The sequence below is a fragment of the Actinacidiphila yanglinensis genome, assembly GCF_900107965.1.
In the GTDB taxonomy this organism is placed as follows: domain Bacteria; phylum Actinomycetota; class Actinomycetes; order Streptomycetales; family Streptomycetaceae; genus Actinacidiphila; species Actinacidiphila yanglinensis.
The window spans coordinates 306784-323764 of sequence record NZ_FNVU01000004.1; the positions used below are offsets into that span (position 1 = coordinate 306784).

General features: G+C 72.9%; 15 protein-coding genes and 1 pseudogene. 15 read left to right on the forward strand and 1 reads right to left on the reverse strand.

Features of this window, described 5'->3' with window-relative positions:
* Positions 1–111: 111 nt before the first annotated feature.
* The 15 genes and pseudogenes from dacB (at position 112) to C4U44_RS11285 (ending at position 15672) form a co-directional block, all read left to right on the forward strand.
* A complete protein-coding gene (gene dacB, locus C4U44_RS11215) occupies positions 112–1533 on the forward strand; it encodes a D-alanyl-D-alanine carboxypeptidase/D-alanyl-D-alanine endopeptidase (RefSeq protein WP_235031981.1) in 1422 nt (473 codons plus the stop codon).
* A 101-nt stretch (positions 1534–1634) separates the two neighbouring features.
* Positions 1635–2819, forward strand: coding sequence for a zinc-dependent metalloprotease (locus tag C4U44_RS11220; RefSeq protein ID WP_103885554.1), 1185 nt, complete (start codon positions 1635–1637; stop codon positions 2817–2819).
* A 289-nt stretch (positions 2820–3108) separates the two neighbouring features.
* On the forward strand, positions 3109–4197 hold the full coding sequence (gene tilS / locus C4U44_RS11225) for a tRNA lysidine(34) synthetase TilS (RefSeq protein WP_103885555.1): 1089 nt from the start codon (positions 3109–3111) through the stop codon (positions 4195–4197).
* A gap of 28 nt (positions 4198–4225) precedes the next feature.
* Positions 4226–4780 carry a hypoxanthine phosphoribosyltransferase gene (gene hpt, locus C4U44_RS11230; protein ID WP_322973587.1) on the forward strand — a complete coding sequence of 185 codons (555 nt, stop codon included), beginning with the start codon at positions 4226–4228 and terminating at the stop codon, positions 4778–4780.
* Between the two features lie 219 nt (positions 4781–4999).
* Positions 5000–7045 carry an ATP-dependent zinc metalloprotease FtsH gene (gene ftsH / locus C4U44_RS11235; RefSeq protein WP_103885557.1) on the forward strand — a complete coding sequence of 682 codons (2046 nt, stop codon included), beginning with the start codon at positions 5000–5002 and terminating at the stop codon, positions 7043–7045.
* 156 nt (positions 7046–7201) lie between these two features.
* The gene (gene folE / locus C4U44_RS11240; RefSeq protein WP_103885558.1) at positions 7202–7810 is read left to right on the forward strand and encodes a GTP cyclohydrolase I FolE; all 609 of its coding nucleotides are present in this window, start codon (positions 7202–7204) and stop codon (positions 7808–7810) included.
* Between the two features lie 149 nt (positions 7811–7959).
* Entirely contained in the window at positions 7960–9801 is a 1842-nt protein-coding gene (locus tag C4U44_RS11245) for a phosphatidylglycerol lysyltransferase domain-containing protein (protein WP_235031982.1), read from the forward strand.
* 108 nt (positions 9802–9909) lie between these two features.
* Positions 9910–10821, forward strand: coding sequence for a dihydropteroate synthase (gene folP, locus C4U44_RS11250; protein WP_103885559.1), 912 nt, complete (start codon positions 9910–9912; stop codon positions 10819–10821).
* Positions 10818–11294: pseudogene (locus tag C4U44_RS11255) on the forward strand (nuclear transport factor 2 family protein); the annotation flags it as partial. The gene folP and the pseudogene C4U44_RS11255, both read left to right, overlap by 4 nt.
* 197 nt (positions 11295–11491) lie before the next feature.
* Entirely contained in the window at positions 11492–11851 is a 360-nt protein-coding gene (gene folB / locus C4U44_RS11260; RefSeq protein ID WP_103885561.1) for a dihydroneopterin aldolase, read from the forward strand.
* A 65-nt stretch (positions 11852–11916) separates the two neighbouring features.
* Positions 11917–12492: a 2-amino-4-hydroxy-6-hydroxymethyldihydropteridine diphosphokinase gene (gene folK / locus C4U44_RS11265; RefSeq protein WP_235032020.1), complete on the forward strand. Its 576-nt coding sequence runs from the start codon at positions 11917–11919 to the stop codon at positions 12490–12492.
* Between the two features lie 145 nt (positions 12493–12637).
* Entirely contained in the window at positions 12638–13132 is a 495-nt protein-coding gene (locus C4U44_RS11270) for a DUF3180 domain-containing protein (RefSeq protein ID WP_103885563.1), read from the forward strand.
* Between the two features lie 251 nt (positions 13133–13383).
* Positions 13384–13965: a cupin domain-containing protein gene (locus tag C4U44_RS11275; RefSeq protein WP_103885564.1), complete on the forward strand. Its 582-nt coding sequence runs from the start codon at positions 13384–13386 to the stop codon at positions 13963–13965.
* Between the two features lie 5 nt (positions 13966–13970).
* Positions 13971–14426, forward strand: a complete 456-nt coding sequence (locus C4U44_RS11280; RefSeq protein ID WP_103885816.1) for a rhodanese-like domain-containing protein — start codon at positions 13971–13973, stop codon at positions 14424–14426.
* A gap of 325 nt (positions 14427–14751) precedes the next feature.
* Entirely contained in the window at positions 14752–15672 is a 921-nt protein-coding gene (locus C4U44_RS11285) for a hypothetical protein (protein WP_103885565.1), read from the forward strand.
* Positions 15673–15767: 95 nt separating this feature from the next.
* Here the strand turns inward: C4U44_RS11285 and C4U44_RS11290 are convergent, their stop codons facing one another.
* The gene (locus C4U44_RS11290; RefSeq protein WP_103885566.1) at positions 15768–16910 is read right to left on the reverse strand and encodes an NADH-quinone oxidoreductase subunit D; all 1143 of its coding nucleotides are present in this window, start codon (positions 16908–16910) and stop codon (positions 15768–15770) included.
* Positions 16911–16981 lie beyond the last annotated feature (71 nt).

The window sequence follows — 16981 nt, forward strand, 5'->3', positions numbered from 1 at the left end:
CCTACTCCTCAATGATCAGCACACAGTGTGGGTGGTTAAGTGTCTCCCACGCATCGGGGTGGTCGCGAAAGGGGCTGGTCGGCTGTGCCGCTCGGCAGGACGTGGCGGGTCGTGGCGGTATCCGCCGGAATAGGGGTGGTCGTCGCGGCCGGGGCCGCCGCGGCGGCCGGACCGTGGCAGGGCGGGCAGCGCACCGCGGAACGCCGATTCGCCGCCGCGCGGGACGGGCGCGACGCGCCGGCCGGGCCCACCCGGAAGAGCACGTCCGCGGCCGGAACCGGCCGCAGGCCCGCGGCGAAGCCCGCACCCGCACCCGCCGACATCCCCGACGACGTGCCCACGGCCGCTCCCGTCCTGCTGCCGGCCGACGGGACGTCCGTCCCGCTCCCCGCCGGCCTCGCGGCCACCCTCGCGGGGAAACTGAAGCCGCTGCTGACGGCGGACGGGATGGGCCCGGTGCGCACCGGCGCGGTGGTCGACGTGAGTTCCGGCACGGTGCTCTACGACCACCAGGACGGCACCGCCACGACCCCCGCGTCCACCACCAAACTCGCCACCGCCACGGCCGCGCTCGGCGTGCTCGGCCCGGACAAGCGGCTGACCACGCGGGTGGTGGCCGCCGGCGGGAACCAGGTGGTGCTGGTCGGCGGCGGCGATCCCACCCTGGAGCTGGGGCAACTCGCCAAGGACACCGCGAAGGCGCTGAAGGCGGCCGGCCGCACGAAGGTCTCGCTGGGCTACGACACCTCCCTCTACAGCGGGCCGACCCTGCACCCGATCGGCCACAACGACAACCTCGCGCCGGTGACCGCGCTGATGGACGACGAGGGCCGGCTCGACGGCAGCAGCAGCGGACCCGCGCCCCGGGCATGGGACCCGGCGGCGGACGCGGCCGGCGACTTCGCCCAACTCCTGGGCGCCCAGGGCATCACCGTGACCGGCCCGCCCCAGCAGCGGAACGGCACGCACGGCGCGGTCACCGGCAGCACCCTCGCCACCCACTCCTCCGCGCCGCTGGACGACCTGGTGGAGCGGATGCTCACCAACAGCGACAACGACCTCGCCGAGGCGCTGATCCGCCAGGTGGCGCTCGCGAGCGGGCAGCCGGCGAGCTTCAGCGGCGGCGCGAAGGCGACCCGGGCCGCGCTGGTCCGCTACGGCGTCCCGCTGCCCCAGGCGTCCTTCCACGACGGCAGCGGCCTCGACCACGACGACCGGCTCGCCCCCCTCACCCTCGCCCGGCTGCTGGCGCTCGCGGCCGGACCCGCGCACCCGGAGCTGCGGTCCGTGCTCAGCGGCATCCCGGTCGCCGACTTCACCGGCACCCTCGCCACCCGTTTCCAGGGCTCGCCCGGCGCCGGCGTGGTGCACGCGAAGACCGGCACGCTCACCGGCACCAACACGATCGCCGGCACCGTCGTCACCCCCGAGGGCCGGCTGCTGGCGTTCTCCTTCATGACCCAGGGCGCCTACGACCCGGCGGCCACCGAGGGCGCGCTCGACGACCTGGCCGCGGCGGTGGCGGTCGCCTGACCCCCCGGATCACCCCCGGGCCGTACGGTTCCGGGCCCCCTCTCGCGGCGCAGAACCGTCGCCGCCCCCCAAAGCGGGAGCGGGCAACGTACCGTGAAGGCATGACGAGCATCGGTGGAAGCGAGATGGTCGACTGGAACCTCGCCGTGGCGACCGCACAGCGGCTGACGCGGCCCGGGCCGGAGGTGAGCCGCGACGAGGCGCGGGCGATCGTCGCCGAGCTGCGCGCGCACGCCGAGGAGTCGGAAGGCCACGTCAGGGCGTTCACGCGGATGTACGGCGACGGCGCCGCGCAGCCGCACGGCACGCCGGTGCTGATCGTGGACCGGCCGGGCTGGGTGCGGGCCAACGTCGCGGGTTTCCGCGAGGTGCTCAAGCCGTTGCTGGGCAAGATGCAGGCCCGCCGTCCCGGCGGCGCGGGCGGGGTGGTGCTGGGCACCGTCGGCGGCAAGGTCACCGGCGTCGAGGTCGGAATGCTGCTGAGCTTCCTGTCCTCGCGTGTGCTGGGCCAGTACGAGACCTTCGCGCCGGCCACCCGGGAACTGCCCGCCGGCCCGGTCAAGCCGGGCCCGGGCGAGTCCAAGGCGGGGCGGCTGCTGCTGGTCGCGCCGAACATCGTGCACGTCGAGCGCGAGCTGGACGTCGACCCGCACGACTTCCGGCTGTGGGTGTGCCTCCACGAGGAGACCCATCGCACCCAGTTCTCGGCGGTGCCCTGGCTGCGCGACCACATCGAGGGCGAGATCCAGTCCTTCCTCGGCGAGACCGAACTCGACGCCTCCACGGTCGTCGAGCGGGTCCGGCAGGCGGTGCAGACGTTCAGCGGCGGCAAGGACCGCGAGGAGGGCGAGGCCGGCGCGGACGGCGCCGACGGCGAGCCGGACGACGGCCGCAGCCTCGTCGACCTCGTGCAGACCCCCGCGCAGAAGGAGATCCTGACCCGGCTGACCGCCGTGATGTCCCTGCTCGAAGGGCACGCCGACTTCGTGATGGACGGCGTCGGCCCCGAGGTCGTGCCCACCGTCGCGGAGATCCGCGAGAAGTTCGGGCAGCGGCGCGCCAGCGGCGCGGGCCGGCTCGACCAGGCGCTGCGCCGGCTGCTGGGGCTGGACGCGAAGCTCCGCCAGTACCGCGACGGCGAGCGGTTCGTGCGCGGCGTGGTCAAGGAGGTCGGCATGGACGGCTTCAACCGCGTGTGGACCTCGCCCAACACGCTCCCCACCAAGGCGGAGATCGCCAAACCCGCGGACTGGGTGGCGCGGGTGCACGGGCGCAGCGAGGGCTGAGCGCGGCGCACCGCGGCCGCGCCCCCCGCGCCGCCGCCCGGCCGGCCCGGGTCACCATCCACCCCACCCGTACCGGCCGTTGCGGCTGTCCGGACGCGCCCGGAGAGGCGGGCAGCCGCTGGTTTCGCGCCCGGTTCACCCGTCCGAGGGACCGCAGGCGTGGGGTGCCGCGTGCGATGCTCGGGTTATGCCCGGGCTTCTGTCACCATCTGAATACCCTGCGTCAACCCACCGCGCAGGGCCTGCCGTTCTGCCCGCCCAACCCAGCCTCCCCAGGAGGGATCCGGACATGGGACCGCACCCCACGGTCGCGGCGATACGTCTGGCGGTCCGCCGCGTCCTGCACGATGTGCTCGCAGCCTCCGCCGACGCGTCCGCCGCGCCGTCCACCACCCCCGCGGGCCCCGACGGCCCGCTCGTCCTCGCCGCTTGCAGCGGTGGCGCCGACTCCATGGCGCTGGCCGCCGCCCTCGCCTTCGAAGCACCCCGGCTCGGCGTGCGCGCCGGTGCCGTCACCGTCGACCACGGCCTGCAGAGCGGCTCCGCCGGCCGCGCCCAGGAGGTCGTGGAGCGGCTGCGCGCCCTCGGACTCGACCCGGTCGACGCGATCGGCGTGACCGTCGGCCGCCAGTCCACCACGGCCGCGCACGGCAGCGCGTACGTCGGCAGCGCGGGCACCGGCCGAAGGGTCGGCCCCGAGGCCGCCGCGCGCGACGCGCGCTACGCCGCGCTGGACGCCGTCGCCGAGCGCCGCGGCGCCGCCGCGGTGCTGCTCGGCCACACCCGCGACGACCAGGCGGAGACCGTGCTGCTGGGCCTGGCCCGCGGCTCGGGCACCCGGTCGCTGTCCGGCATGGCCGCGGTCTCCGGCACCGGCGGGCGCTACCGGCGGCCGTTCCTGCTGCTGGACCGCGACACCGTGCGGCAGGGCTGCCTCGCCCAGGGGATCACCGTGTGGGAGGACCCGCACAACCACGACCCCGCCTACACCCGCTCCCGGGTCCGGCACGAAGCGCTGCCGGTGCTGGAGAAGTCCCTCGGCAAGGGCGTCGTCCAGGCCCTCGCCCGCACCGCCCAGCTCTCTCGTGACGACGCCGACGCCCTCGACCAGTGGGCCGCCGACGCGCAGGCCGACGCGGCCGGCGACGACGGCAGTCTCGACGTGGCCCGGCTGCACACCCTGCCCGCCGCGGTGCGCCGCCGGGTGCTGCGCAGGGCCGCGGTCGCCGCGGGGTCCCCACCCGGCTTCCTGTTCGCCCGGCACATCGAAGAAGTGGACCGGCTGGTCACCGGCTGGCGCGGGCAGAAGGCACTCAACCTGCCGGGGGGCGTCGCGGTCCGAAGGGCGGATGGCAGACTGGTGTTCTCGCCGTCGTAGAGCCGCACACCTGAGGACGTACCGCGTAGTGAATGAGACCGACATGGGCGCCGACCTTGAGAAGGTGCTCATCGCCAAGGAAGACATCGACGCGAAGCTGGTGGAGCTGGCCGCCGAGATCGACCGGGACTACGCGGGCAAGGACCTGCTGATCGTCGGCGTCCTGAAGGGCGCGGTGATGGTGATGGCCGACCTGGCCCGCGCGCTGTCGAGCAACGTGACGATGGACTGGATGGCGGTGTCGTCCTACGGCGCGGGCACCAAGTCCTCCGGGGTGGTCCGGATCCTGAAGGACCTGGACACCGACATCGCCGGGCGGCACGTCCTGATCGTCGAGGACATCATCGACTCCGGGCTGACTCTCTCCTGGCTGATCAGCAACCTCGGCTCGCGCGGTCCGGCCTCCCTGGAGGTCTGCACCCTGCTGCGCAAGCCGGACGCGGCGAAGGTCCGCATCGATGTCAAATACACTGGCTTCGACATCCCCAACGAGTTCGTGGTCGGTTACGGCCTGGACTACTCCGAGAAGTACCGCAACCTGCCGTTCGTCGGCACCCTCGCACCGCACGTCTACGGGGGCTGAGGCCGCACTGAGACCACCCTCACGGCGGCTCGGGGAACCACTCCCGGTTTCCCGCCGTTGGAGCAGGGGAAAGCCGGATTGTTAACGGTCGGCGGCAACCTCGGGTGACAATGCTGGGGTACCGTCCGAAGGATCGGTCATACACCGGATGCACACGCCGCACACCAGCGGCTGTGCCTCACTGCGGCAGGAGGGACGGGGCGTTCACGCCCCGCATGGATGGACGTGAAGCGCTATTTCCGTGGGCCGGTCATGTGGATCGTGCTGGCTGTCCTTGCCGTGGTCGTGTTGATGGAAGTCGTCGGTTCCGGCGGCGGCTACAAGACAGTCGACACAGGCCAGGTACTGCACGCGATCAACACCAACCACGCCAGTTCCGCACAGCTGACCACCGGAGACGACAACTCCATCAAGGTCCAGCTCAAGGACGGCTTTAAGATCAAGGGCAGCTCCAAGGTACGCGCCAGCTACATCGGCAACCAGGGCTCCGCGATCGCCGCCAACCTGCAGAAGATCCAGGACGGACAGGTCAAGGGCACCTCGCTGCCCGACGGCTACACCGTCTCGCCGTCCAAGCAGAACGCGTTCGTCGGCATCCTGTTGTCGCTGCTGCCCTTCGTACTGATCGTGGTGGTCTTCCTCTTCCTGATGAACCAGATGCAGGGCGGCGGTTCGCGCGTCATGCAGTTCGGGAAGTCCAAGGCCAAGCTGATCACCAAGGACACACCCAAGACCACCTTCGCCGACGTCGCGGGCTGCGACGAGGCGGTGGAGGAGCTGCAGGAGATCAAGGAGTTCCTGCAGGAGCCGGCGAAGTTCCAGGCCGTCGGCGCCAAGATCCCCAAGGGCGTGCTGCTCTACGGCCGTCCCGGTACCGGCAAGACTCTGCTGGCCCGGGCCGTGGCCGGCGAGGCGGGCGTGCCGTTCTACTCGATCTCGGGTTCCGACTTCGTCGAGATGTTCGTCGGTGTCGGTGCCTCCCGGGTCCGGGACCTGTTCGAGCAGGCCAAGGCGAACGCCCCGGCGATCGTCTTCGTCGACGAGATCGACGCCGTCGGCCGGCACCGCGGTGCGGGCCTCGGCGGCGGTCACGACGAGCGCGAGCAGACCCTCAACCAGCTGCTGGTCGAGATGGACGGCTTCGACGTCAAGGGCGGCGTGATCCTCATCGCCGCGACCAACCGGCCGGACATCCTCGACCCGGCGCTGCTGCGCCCGGGCCGGTTCGACCGGCAGATCGCGGTCGACCCGCCGGACCTCAACGGCCGGCTGGAGATCCTGACGGTGCACCAGAAGGGCAAGCCGATCGCGCCGGACGTCGACCTCATGGCCGTCGCCCGCCGCACCCCCGGCTTCACCGGTGCCGACCTGAGCAACGTGCTCAACGAGGCGGCGCTGCTCACCGCGCGCAGCGACAAGAAGGTGATCGACAACAGCGTGCTGGACGAGGCCATCGACCGTGTCGTGGCCGGCCCCCAGAAGCGCACCCGGATCATGTCGGACAAGGAGAAGAAGACCACCGCGTACCACGAGGGCGGCCACGCCCTGGTCGCGGCGGCCTCGCCGAACTCCGACCCGGTCCACAAGATCACCATCCTGTCCCGCGGCCGTGCCCTGGGCTACACGATGGTGCTGCCCGACGAGGACAAGTACTCCACGTCGCGCAACGAGATGCTCGACCAGCTCGCCTACATGATGGGCGGCCGGGCGGCGGAGGAACTGGTCTTCCACGACCCGACCACCGGCGCCTCGGACGACATCGACAAGGCCACCACCACCGCCCGCGCCATGGTCACGCAGTACGGCATGACCGAGCGGCTCGGCGCGATCAAGTTCGGCACCAGTGACTCGGAGCCGTTCCTCGGTCGTGAGATGGGTCACCAGCGCGACTACTCGGAAGAGGTCGCCGGGCTGGTCGACGAGGAGGTCAAGAAGCTCATCGAGACGGCGCACAACGAGGCCTGGGAGATCCTGGTCGAGAACCGCGACGTCCTGGACAACCTCGTGCTGGCGCTGCTGGAGAGGGAGACCCTGAACAAGGAGGAGATCGCCGAGATCTTCGCCCCGGTGGTCAAGCGCCCGGCTCGCCCGGCCTGGACCGGTTCGGCCCGCCGCACCCCGTCCACCCGGCCGCCGGTGCTCTCCCCGAAGGAGCTGGCGCTCACCAACGGCGCCCAGGCGATCAACGGAGCCGGCCCCTCGCCGATCTCCACCACCAAGCCCACCGAGCCGGTCGACCTGCCGGAAGACCGCCCGGAGAGCTGAACGTCACACCGATCACCCCGTTCCGGCCGGTGGCCGGAATGCGATCCGCGGCCCCAGGGTTCTAGCCTTGGGGCCGCGGTCGTGTTCTGTCCGGCTGCGGTGACATCAGCAAGCGGTGACATCAGCACGCGGTGCCATCGGCAGAAGGAGCAGGCCATGACCGACCCCATCACGCTGGACGGCGACGAGTACGCCGGCGAGTTCGACGAGAAGCGGGCCGAGGCCGCGATCCGTGAGCTGCTCTACGCCGTCGGCGAGGACCCGGACCGGGAGGGGCTTCGGGAGACGCCCGGCCGGGTGGCCCGCGCCTACCGGGAAATATTCTCCGGGCTGTGGCAGCGGCCCGAGGACGTGCTGACCACCACCTTCGACCTCGGGCACGACGAGATGGTGCTGGTCAAGGACATCGAGGTGATGTCCTCCTGCGAGCACCACCTGGTGCCGTTCGTCGGCGTCGCCCACATCGGCTACATCCCCGCGAGCAGCGGGAAGATCACCGGGCTGTCCAAGCTGGCCCGGCTCGTCGACGTGTACGCGCGGCGCCCGCAGGTGCAGGAGCGGCTGACCACGCAGGTCGCCGACGCGATGATGCGCATCCTGGAGCCGCGCGGCGTGATCGTGGTCGTGGAGTGCGAGCACATGTGCATGACGATGCGCGGGGTGCGGAAGCCCGGCGCGAAGACGATCACCTCGGCGGTGCGCGGGCAGCTGCGCGACCCCGCGACCCGGTCCGAGGCGATGAGTCTGATCATCGGACGCAGCTGACGGGCGGCTGACGCGGCCGGCTGAGGACGCACCCCGGGGCGTACTCCCAGGGCGCGCTCGGGATTGACAGCGAGGCGGTGCAACCCGTAGACGGATGGTTCCGTCCTAGTGGGCGCGAACCCGCCCTCGTTCCGGAATCTGTGAGCCTCTTGTCCGCTGACCGTCCCCGCCCGGCCCACCACCGCCTGCTGCCGCATGCCTCGTCCGTACCGAAGATCTTCGGTGCGGCGGCGGCCGTCATAGGCCTGCTCGACGTCATCTCCGCGGTGTTCCCGGCCTTTCGCAACGGGCGGATGCACCACATGGTCGCGGTCTTCCCCGGCACCGTCAGCTCGCTCGCGGCGGCGACGTCGGTGGTCACCGGCATCCTGCTGCTGATGCTCGCCCACGCGCTGAAGCGGGGCAAGCAGCGTGCCTGGTGGGCGGCCGTGCTGCTGCTGCCGGTCGGCGCCGCCACCCAGATCGTCTACCGGCACTCGATCTTCGGCGCCGTGGTCTCCCTCGGCCTGCTCTGGCTGCTGATCAAGCACCGCGGCGAGTTCACCGCGCTGTCCGACCCGACCACCCGCTGGCGGGCCGCGGTGAACCTGGTGGGCCTGAGCACCGCGGCGTTCTGCCTCGGCCTGGTCATCACCAGCGCCCACCCCGCCTCCGAGCGCGGCACCCCCGGCTTCACCGACCGCTGCCAGCACGTGCTGTACGGGCTGTTCGGCATCTCCGGACCGGTGCAGTACACCAGCGAGCGGGTCGGTGACGTGGTCGGCTACTCGCTGGGCGGCCTCGGCCTGCTGATCGCCTGCTCCACCGCCTACCTGGTGCTGCGCCCGGCCCGCCCGGTCGCCGAGCTGAGCGAGGCGGACGAGGTCCGGCTGCGGGCGCTGCTCGACCGGCACGGCGCCCGCGACTCCCTCGGGCACTTCGCGCTGCGGCGCGACAAGTCCGTCGTCTTCTCGCCCAGCGGCAAGGCCGCGATCTGCTACCGGGTGGTCTCCGGCGTCGCCCTGGCCGGCGGCGACCCGATCGGCGACGTGGAGGCGTGGCCCGGCGCCATTGACACCTTCATGGAACTGGCCCGGGCGCACGCCTGGCTGCCCGCGGTCGTCGGGTGCAGCGAGACCGGCGGCGAGGTGTGGACCCGCGAGACCGGCCTGGACGCCCTGGAACTCGGCGACGAGGCGATCGTGGACGCCGCCGGGTTCACGCTGTCCGGGCGGGCGATGCGGAACGTCCGGCAGATGGTCAAGCGGACCGAGCGGTGCGGGTACACCTGCCGGGTGCGGCGGGTGCACGAGCTGAGCGAGGACGAGAGGCAGCGGGTACGGCTGGCCGCGGACGCCTGGCGCGGCACCGACACCGAGCGCGGCTTCTCCATGGCGCTCGGCAGGTTCGGGGAGGACATCGACGGCGACTGCGTCGTGGTCACCGCCCACAAGGAGTGCGAACCGGGCGCGGCCCACCCCGAACTCGGCGACCTGCGGGCCGTGCTCCACTTCGTGCCCTGGGGGCCGGACGGCATGTCCCTGGAGCTGATGCGGCGCGACCGCGCCGCCGACCCCGGGCTCAACGAGCTGCTCATCGTGGCCGCGCTCCAGCAGGCGCCCGCGCTCGGCGTGACCCGCGTGTCGCTGAACTTCGCGATGTTCCGCTCGGCGCTGGCCCGCGGCGAGCGGATCGGCGCGGGCCCGGTGCTGCGCGGCTGGCGCGGGCTGCTGGTGTTCCTGTCCCGCTGGTTCCAGATCGAGTCGCTCTACAAGTTCAACGCGAAGTTCCAGCCGGAGTGGGTGCCGCGCTTCCTGGTCTTCCCCAACTCGCGCGACCTGCCGCGGATCGGCTTCGCCATCATGCAGGCGGAGGGCTTCGTCACCCTCTCCCTGGGATTGCCGGGCGCCCTCCAGCGCTTCCTGCCCGGTCGCGCCCGCCGCTCCGCCGGCCGCCACAAGCCCGGCTACGCCTCGCCCGCGCGGCCCGCCGAACGCAAGGCCGTGGCCTAGCGCCGTGACCGGTCGATGAGCCGGGGGCGCGGCGGAGCGGTGGCGCCCGGCCGCGTGCCCGGCGACGGCACCGGAAAAAAGGACCGGCCCGACCCGTACGCTGGGCGCATGAGTAGCTCACAGGCGCGGAGCGGACCGGTCGGACTGCCGCGGTGGGATCGCTGCGCCGTCATGGGCGTGGTGAACGTCACACCGGACTCGTTCTCCGACGGCGGGCAGTGGTTCGACCCCGAACTGGCGGTGAAGCACGGCCTGGACCTGGTCGCCCAGGGCGCGGATCTGGTCGACGTCGGCGGCGAGTCGACCCGGCCGGGAGCGGCCCGGGTCGACGAGACGGAGGAACTGCGCCGGGTGATCCCGGTGGTGCGGGAACTGGCGGCGTCGGGCGTGCTGGTGAGCGTCGACACGATGCGGGCGTCCGTCGCCGAGCAGGCGGTCGCGGCCGGCGCCCGGCTGGTCAACGACGTCAGCGGCGGCCTGGCCGACCCGGCGATGGTGCCGGTGGTCGCCGCGAGCGAGGTGCCGTTCGTGGTGATGCACTGGCGCGGCCGCAGCATCGACATGAACAACCGCGCGGTCTACGGCGACGTGCTCGGCGAGGTGCTGGCCGAGCTGCGGACCGGGCTGGCCCGCGCGATCGACGGCGGTATCGCGCCCGAGCGGATCGTGGTCGACCCGGGCCTGGGCTTCGCGAAGAACGCCGAGCACGACCTGACGCTGCTGGCGCACCTGTCCGAACTCGCCGCGCTCGGCAGCCCGCTGCTGGTCGCCGCCTCGCGCAAGCGCTTCCTCGGCCGGGTACTGGCCGGGGCGGACGCGGCCGCGCCGCCGCCGGCCAGGGAGCGCGACGCGGCGACCGCCGCGGTCAGCGCGATCGCCGCGCGCGAGGGCGCGTGGGCGGTGCGGGTGCACGAAGTACGGGCCAGCGCGGACGCGGTGCGGGTGGCCCGCGCCATCGAGACGGCGGGCGACGGCGGGACCGCCGGCCGCACCGCCGGGACACACGGGGGCCAGGCATGACGGCGCGCACCGCGGAGGCACGGGCGGTCGAGCGGGCCAACCAGGCGTTCTACGACGCGATCGAGCACTCCAACCTCGACGAGCTGGAGGCGGTCGTGCTGACCGGCCCGCTGGCCGAGTCCGTCTCGACGGTGCACCCCGGCTGGCCGGTGCTGCGCGGGCGGAGCGAGGTGATGCGCTCCTACGCGCTGATCATGGCCAACACGGAGTACATCCAGTTCTTCCTCACCGACGTGGAGATCGCGGTCGACGGCGACGCCGCGCTGGTGACCTGCACCGAGAACATCCTCACCGGCGGCCCCGCGGAGGAGGACGGCTCGGCCGGCTCCCTGGTGGGCGGACTGGTGGTCGCCACCAACGTCTTCCGCCGCACCTCCGAGGGCTGGCGGCTGTGGGCCCACCACGGCTCGCCGGTGCTGGCCGACGAGGAGGACGACGAGGACGGCGAGCTGGCGGCCGACGACGCCGAGGGCGCGATGGACGACGTGATCGGCGACGTCCTGGAGGCCGTGAAGGACGCCGACGACGGGGACGCCGACGACGCCGCCGATGACGACGGGGGCCCCGACGACGAGGACACCGGCGACGCCGACGGCGACGACGGTGAGGACGGCGGCGAGGACGGCGGCGAGGGCGGCGGGACCGCCGGCGGTACGAAGGAGTGAGGAACGTGGATCGCGTCACGTTGCGCGGGCTGACCGTCCGCGGCAACCACGGGGTGTTCGACCACGAACGGGCGGACGGCCAGACCTTCGTGGTCGATCTCGCGCTCGGTCTGGACACGTCCGCCGCGGCGGCCGGTGACGACCTGACGCGTACCGTGCACTACGGTGTGCTGGCCGAACAGGTCGCGGCCGTCGTCTCCGGCGAGCCGGTCAACCTCATCGAAACCCTCGCCCAGCGCATCGCCGACACGTGCCTGGGGCACGAGCAGGTACAAGAGGTGGAGGTGACCGTGCACAAGCCGGAAGCGCCGATCACCGTGCCGTTCGACGACGTGACCGTGACGATCACCCGGAGGCGACCGTGAGTGCGGAGAATCCCGAGTACGGCACCGAGTACGGCGCCGGCCGCGAGTACGCGGCGGCCGACCCGATCGTGCAGCCCGTGCCGGCCGACGTGACCGCCAGGGTCGATGCCGCCGACAGCACCCTGCAGAACCCGCGGACCGCGGTGATCGCCCTCGGGGGCAACCTGGGCAACCGCCTGGAGACCCTCCAGGGCGCCGTGGACGCCCTGGAGGACACCCCGGGGGTCCGGGTCAAGGAAGTCTCCCCGGTGTACGAGACCGAGCCGTGGGGCGTCCCCGAGGGCAGCCAGCCCCCGTACTTCAACGCGGTGGTGGTGGTGCGCACCACGCTGCCGCCGTCCTCCCTGCTGGAGCGCGCCCACGCCATCGAGGAGGCGTACCTGCGGGAGCGCACCGAGCACTGGGGCCCGCGCACCATCGACGTCGACATCGTGTCCTACGACGCGTACGTCTCCGACGACCCGGTGCTCACCCTCCCGCATCCGCGCGCGCACGAGCGGGCCTTCGTCCTCGTGCCGTGGCACGACGTGCAGCCGGCCGCGGTGCTGCCCGGCCGCGGGACCGTCGCCGAACTGCTCGCCGCGGTCGGAGAGGGCGGCGTACGCCGGCGCGGTGACGTGGAACTCCGTCTGCCCGAGTAATCGTTGGGATCTGCGCCGGGGTATCCGGCGAGGCGTCCGCGCCGGCAGGTGCGGACGTGACCGTACGGCCAAGGACGTACCCCCTGCGGACCGCGAGCGGCCGCGCGGGTCGGAACGTGTGGAGAAGTGTGGAGGCGGACACCCGGTGAGGACCCTGCGGATCAGGACGCTGGCCGGCATCTTCGTGATCGCCGGTGTCGTGTCATGGGCGGGGGCGCGGCTGTGGGACACCTTCGGGACGCTGCCCGGGGTGCCGGTCGCCGCGCCCATCGTGCTCGCGCTGATCGCCGCCGCGCTGTTCGCCACCGCGCTGTCGATAAGGTCCCGGCTGCGCGCCCAGCGTGAACGCCAGCCCGGCGCCAAGGGCGTCGACCCGCTCGCCGCTGCCCGCGCGGTCGTCTTCGGGCAGGCCAGCGCGCTCGTCGCCTCCCTCGTCGTGGGCATCTACGGCGGCACCGGGATCTTCCTGGTGATGTACAAGCTCGACATGGACCCGCGCCGGCAGCAGGCCATCTACGCGGGTCTGGCGGTGCTGGCCGGGATCGCGGTGGTCGCCGCGGCGCTGTTCCTGGAGCGGGTCTGCAAGCTCCCCGAGGACGACGACACGCACCACGGCACGCACGCGCACCAGTCGCGCTGAGCGCCGCGGTTCCGGCCCCCGCTCCCGGCTCCACCCCGACCGCGCCGCTGGGCTGCGCACTTGACCGGTGGCGCCGGAGGTGGTTCAGTCCGTTCCGTGAACGGTACGCGCCTGCTTCTGCACCGGAGGGTCCATCTCGACCTCCTCCGGTACGCGGGCTGCGTGTGTACGGCCGCGCGCTGACGCGCGCCCCCGGCCCACCGTTCACCCGCGCGTCGCGTACGCGCACTCCTCCCTTCGGGTGGTAACCGATGTCCGCCGTACCCCCTGCGCCCGCCGTCCCCGCTGCCTCGTCCGAGACGGACGCGCCTTCCTCGCCGGCGCCCACCCCGGCTCCCTCCGCGGCCCCCACCGCCGCCGAACTCCTCGACTTCGCCCGTTCGGTCGCCGCCGACCAGGCCCTGGTCTCCGACCTCCCGCTGGACGCGGAGGGCCGCACCTGGCGGCGGCTGGAGGGTCCCGGCGGTGCGGAGGCGTGGCTGATCGGATGGCCGCCCGGCGCCGAGACCGGCTGGCACGACCACGGCGGCTCGTACGGCGTGTTCGTCACCGCCGCCGGCGAGCTGACCGAGCACTCGCTGGCGGTGCCGCTGCCCACCGAGGGCTGGCGGTCACTGGAACTCGCCGAGGGCGTCGACCGGCGCCGGGTGCTGCCCGAGGGCAAGGGCCGCGCGTTCGGCCAGGAGCACGTGCACCAGGTGGTGAACGCCTCGGAGCACAGCCACGCGGTGTCCGTGCACGCGTACTACCCGCCGCTGCCGCTGATGCGCCGCTACAGCCGCAAGGGCAGCACGCTGCGGCTGGAGTTCGTCGAGCGCCCGGAGGAGTGGTGACGGCGGTGGCCGGCGACGGCCGCACCGGGGCGCCGCGCGGCGCCCGTTCGATCGACGCCCACCTCGACGCGGTCCGCGCCCGGTTGGCGCGGCTGACCCCGGCCGAGGCCGCCGCGGCGGTCCGCGACGGCGGCGCCCTGCTCGTCGACATCCGCTACGGCGCGCTGCGCGACCGCGACGGGACCGTCCCCGGCGCGGTCATCGTCGAGCGCAACGAGTTGGAGTGGCGGCTCGATCCCGCCGGCTCGCACCGCATCCCGCACGCCACCGGACACGACCTGCACGTCGTCGTGTTCTGCAACGAGGGCTACGCCTCCTCGCTGGCCGCCGCGTCGCTCCACGTCCTGGGGCTGCACCGCGCGACCGACCTCGTCGGCGGCTTCCAGGCGTGGCGGGCCGCAGGACTCCCGGTCGTCCCGCCCGACGGCCGCCCCACCGTCCCGACCCCGCCCCGGGGTTGACCCCAGCACCTGATCGAGGGCCGCCCGACCCGCAGGCCCCCACGTCGGCCTGCCGCCGGGCGGGCCCGGCTCGCCGGCCCGGCCGCCCGCGCCGAAGTGCCGGCCGCCCGTGCGCGGAGTCCGTGCCGTCCGTGCCGAACTCCCGCACGGCGATTGCGAAACCGAACACCTGCACCTATCCGGCAAGATCCAATATGTCCGTGCGAACGCACCGTGCACGGCTCGGTGCCCTGTGTGCGACATGGGGAAATCAGTGTGGCCGAAACCCCCGAAAAATGGGGCCCCGGCCCCCCATGGACGCGCCATGCGCGCTAAATTTCTGGCCATGCCCCGTGGACGTCACCGCCATTCCCAGCCGCTGCACCGGATCATGTCGCCGCTGACCGTCGCGGGCACCGCGGCCGTCCTGGCGGTCGCCTCGCTCTTCGCCGGTGATACGCAGTTGCTGCGGGTGCTCGTGGTCGCGATCGCGCTGACCGCCTGCGCGGGCGCGGTCCTCGCGCGGTCCTGGGACCGGGCCGCCGGGCGCGAGGTCGGCGAGCTGAACGCGCTGCGGGCCCGCGACGAGTGGCGGACCGAGGAGCGGGTGGCCGAACTCGAGACGGACCTGGAGGAGTTCCGGGAGATCCGCGGCCGGCTGGAGAAGAAGCTGCGCGGCAAGCGCTCGGAGCTGGCCCGGCTGCGGACCGAGCACGCCGACCTGCTGCGGCGCTACGCCACCGCGGAGAGCGAGCGGGCGCGGGCCCTGGAGGCCCGGCGCCGCACGCAGCGGGAGGGCGCCGCCGAGCCCCGGATCGCGCTGGGCACCGGCGCGCCCGCCGTACGCCCCGCCGCCTACCTCAAGGCCGCGGACGCGCTGCGCAACCTCGCGCGCAACGCCGCCACGCAGCAGGCGCAGCGCACCGTCGAGGACGCCCGCCGCAGGGACGCCGCCGCCGACGAGCCGCAGGGCCGGCACGCGTTCGGGGGGACCGCGCTGCCGGTCCGCGAGCACCGCCTGATGCCCGCGGCCACCGCCGCGGCCGTCCTGCCGTACGCCCAGCCGGGCCGCTCCAGCGGCTCCCAGGCGCAGCGCACCGTCGGCGGCTTCGACTTCTTCGGCACCCAGAAGTCCCTCCCGCCGGCCGCCGCGGCTCCCTCCCCGACCGCCGAGCACGAGGCGGCCGCCGCGGAGGTCATCGACCTGACCGCGCACGACGACACCGAGCAGCTCGACGTGAGCGACCTGCGGGGCGTCGCCCGCTAGCTGTATCGACCCGCAGGGTTGTTGACGCGGGGCGGATGCGGGGAGCCCGCAGGGCCGCTCGGCGCTCTCTGGACCCACCAGGCCCTACTTGGCCCCTATTTGTCGATGTCGCCCACGACGAAGAACATCGAGCCGAGGATGGCGACCATGTCCGACACCAGGGTGCCGGGCAGCAGCACCGTCAGCGCCTGGATGTTGTTGAACGACGCGGAGCGCAGCTTCAGGCGGTACGGGGTCTTCTCGCCCTTGGACACCAGGTAGTAGCCGTTGAGGCCGAGGGGGTTCTCGGTCCAGGCGTAGGTGTGGCCCTCGGGGGCCTTGAGAACCTTCGGCAGACGCTGGTTGATGGGGCCGGGCGGCAGCTCGGTGAGCCGGTCCAGGCAGGCGTCGGCCAGCGCCAGCGCGTTGTGGGTCTGCTCCAGCAGTATCTCGAACCGGGCCAGGCAGTCGCCCTCGGTGCGGGTGGCGACCTGGAGGGTGCCGCCCAACTCGCCGTAGCCGAGGTACGGTTCGTCGCGGCGCAGGTCGAAGTCGACCCCGGAGGCGCGGGCGATCGGCCCGCTCACCCCGAAGGTGTGCACGTCGGCCGCCGACAGCACGCCCACCCCGCGGGTGCGGCCCCGGAAGATCTCGTTGCCGAGCACGAGGTCGTCGAAGCGGCCCATCCGCGAGCGCACCCCGGCCACCGCCGCCCGTGCCCGCCCGGTCCAGCCGCTCGGCAGGTCCTCCTTGAGACCGCCGACCCGGTTGAACATGTAGTGCATCCGGCCGCCGGAGACCTCCTCCATCACGTGCTGCAACTCCTCGCGCTCGGTGAACGCGTAGAAGATCGGCGTGATCCCGCCCAGCTCCAGCGGGTACGAGCCCAGGAACATCAGGTGGTTCAGCACCCGGTTCAGCTCGGCCAGCAGGGTCCGCGTCCACACCGCCCGCTCGGGCACCTCCATGCCGAGCATCCGCTCCACCGCGAGCACCACGCCCAGCTCGTTGGAGAAGGCCGACAGCCAGTCGTGCCGGTTCGCCAGCATGATGATCTGCCGGTAGTCCCGCGCCTCGAAGAGCTTCTCGGCACCCCGGTGCATGTACCCGACGATCGGCTCCGCGGACTTGATCCGCTCCCCGTCCAGCACGAGCCGCAACCGCAGCACCCCATGCGTCGAGGGATGCTGCGGCCCGATGTTCAGCACCATGTCCGTGCTCTCGGCCGCCCCACCGACCCCGACCGTCGTCTCCGTCATGCGCCTATCCTCTCAGGCCCGCCGGCGGGCTACGCCGTGGGCGGATTCGCTGGGGTGGGCGGGGGGCGGTG

Excerpts from the sequence above, each read along its gene's own strand:
- C4U44_RS11220 (WP_103885554.1), top strand. The coding sequence starts at position 1,635 with ATGACGAGCATCGGTGGAAGCGAGATGGTCGACTGGAACCTCGCCGTG.
- tilS (WP_103885555.1), top strand. The coding sequence starts at position 3,109 with ATGGGACCGCACCCCACGGTCGCGGCGATACGTCTGGCGGTCCGCCGC.
- ftsH (WP_103885557.1), top strand. The coding sequence starts at position 5,000 with ATGGACGTGAAGCGCTATTTCCGTGGGCCGGTCATGTGGATCGTGCTG.
- folE (WP_103885558.1), top strand. The coding sequence starts at position 7,202 with ATGACCGACCCCATCACGCTGGACGGCGACGAGTACGCCGGCGAGTTC.
- folP (WP_103885559.1), top strand. The coding sequence starts at position 9,910 with ATGAGTAGCTCACAGGCGCGGAGCGGACCGGTCGGACTGCCGCGGTGG.
- C4U44_RS11275 (WP_103885564.1), top strand. The coding sequence starts at position 13,384 with ATGTCCGCCGTACCCCCTGCGCCCGCCGTCCCCGCTGCCTCGTCCGAG.
- C4U44_RS11285 (WP_103885565.1), top strand. The coding sequence starts at position 14,752 with ATGCCCCGTGGACGTCACCGCCATTCCCAGCCGCTGCACCGGATCATG.
- C4U44_RS11290 (WP_103885566.1), bottom strand. The coding sequence starts at position 16,910 with ATGACGGAGACGACGGTCGGGGTCGGTGGGGCGGCCGAGAGCACGGAC.